Below are 1,801 nucleotides of genomic sequence, written 5' to 3' on the forward strand. Positions count from 1 at the left end.
TTATTGGCTCCTTTACTTCTTACATAAGTCTATCACATCTTTAAAAAAATGGTATTACCCTTTGAGGGCTGCGCCGTGAAGGTTCAAGGGAATGGGCGCGCTAAGATTTTGACGCCCGCAGAAATTGACCGACTGTTTGATCGGGGTTTTATTACAGCAAGAGACAGGCTTTTGTTTGCTGTAACTTTTTACTGCGCCTGCCGCATTTCAGAGGCGTTAGCTTTAACAACTCACGACATTGTTGGGGGGTCAGTCACGTTGCGAAAAGCGACGACAAAGGGGAAATCAGCAACGCGAACGCTGCCGCTTCATCCTATGCTGGGTAAGTATTTAAAGGCTTACAATCCAAATGTGGGTTTTTTGTTTCCGGGGCGAGAGGGTACGAAGCCTTTGACCCGCTCTTTTGCAGATTTGATTTTTAAAGAAGCTTGCAAGCGGGTAAGAATTAAGGGAGCTTCCACACATTCCATGAGGCGGACAGCTCTCACGAACTTGAGCAATGCTGGGGTGCCGCTGCGGGTGATTATGGAGATTTCGGGACACAAAAATTTGTCTAGTCTCCAGCGCTATTTGGAGGTACAGCCGGAACAGCTTGCCAAGGCGATTGGGCTCTTGAAGTAAGGCGACAGAGCTCAATATTTTCCTGTCCTTTACTATTACGGCAGTTTATAGATATTCCGAAACCGACAGCATTCAGCATCAAACAGCAACTTAACCATTCCCGTTCCGCTATTCCGTCCTTTCAATCCAATAATTTCAGCCGTTCCCCCATCAGGAGAATCAGGATTGTAATAATCGTCCCTGTACTATCTTAAAGGTCGCAATAGGACGAAGGTTACAGTATTAGGACTAAGGCCAAGCATCCTATGGATAGGTGAATGCCTAAGTTAGAGAGTGGCCTCCCTAACTCGGCTACAGATAGGGGCAACCACGGGGGGGTTGCCTCTACTTTCACACCGTATGTTGAGGCTGTGTGTAAGTCCTAAGTATGTCAATGTGAAATGCTTAACAGATGCCAGATTTGGGATTCCATTTCTGGTGCAAGGATTCGCTCCCCACGTTCCAACATGGATACATAACGGCTGCGACACCCCTAGCCAGCCAGCCAATTGTGCTTGAGTCCAACCTTTGGCTGTTCTTGCTTCTTTTATCTCATTGCTTGTCAGTTTAGGTTTGGGAGCTTCTTTCAGGCGGGGTTGAACCTGTTTGAGTTCAGCTTTGCTTGCCAGGAGTTTGGGGATAGGTGCTGGCGGATGGATGGTAATTTTGGCTGCCAATAGCGTGTCAAAGTATCCAGGTTTTTTTCGACACTTGCTACCTGGTCTCAGCCATTCTGGGTAGGTCTCTTGGTCAAACTCGATTTGAAACGCTCGCTGGAGTTTCAACAGCACTTCCAGGGTGTGATTCCAGCTATTCATCAGCGTGTAAGTTTTTCTACGGTCAGACCGGGCTATATCGATTACCGTTTGGGACATGAGCGCTTTTAGAAGGGTTTCCACTTTGTAACTGCCACTGGTGTGAAATCGGCTTTCCATCGTCAGATGAAGTGCTAGCGCAAAGCCAGTTCATCATGGTAGGCATCGATTTTGAGAATCTCCTGAGCTAAATAGCCAAACGATACAAGGCTTCTTTGGCGAAGTAACCTGCTTTGTTCAAGAAGGCATGAGTCCAGAGCCCCGGTTGGACTGTGATGTAGACTTCATCAGGCTGCTCTATTTTGCCCTCCAGATTCTGCTGACCTGTTAGCTGAATTTGAACATTCCACATTCGCGAGGTGTCAACGCTGGCTCTAATTCCACCT

At 47.3% G+C, this 1,801-nt stretch carries 2 protein-coding genes and 1 pseudogene; 1 reads left to right on the forward strand and 2 read right to left on the reverse strand.

Annotated features, from left to right (window positions below):
• The first annotated feature begins 48 nt into the window (after positions 1–48).
• On the forward strand, positions 49–621 hold the full coding sequence (locus tag QT974_RS33980; protein WP_333472755.1) for a tyrosine-type recombinase/integrase: 573 nt from the start codon (positions 49–51) through the stop codon (positions 619–621).
• A 266-nt stretch (positions 622–887) separates the two neighbouring features.
• Here the strand turns inward: QT974_RS33980 and QT974_RS33985 are convergent, their stop codons facing one another.
• Positions 888–1,418, reverse strand: a complete 531-nt coding sequence (locus QT974_RS33985; protein ID WP_333472756.1) for a helix-turn-helix domain-containing protein — start codon at positions 1,416–1,418, stop codon at positions 888–890.
• A 184-nt stretch (positions 1,419–1,602) separates the two neighbouring features.
• Positions 1,603–1,801 (reverse strand): annotated as a pseudogene (locus QT974_RS33990) (helix-turn-helix domain-containing protein); the annotation flags it as partial.

The sequence above is a fragment of the Microcoleus sp. BM001215392 genome (assembly GCF_036700185.1).
GTDB lineage: Bacteria > Cyanobacteriota > Cyanobacteriia > Cyanobacteriales > Microcoleaceae > Microcoleus.

Coding starts and splice junctions, on each gene's coding strand:
- QT974_RS33980 (WP_333472755.1), top strand. CDS start 49: ATGGTATTACCCTTTGAGGGCTGCGCCGTGAAGGTTCAAGGGAATGGG.
- QT974_RS33985 (WP_333472756.1), bottom strand. CDS start 1,418: ATGAATAGCTGGAATCACACCCTGGAAGTGCTGTTGAAACTCCAGCGA.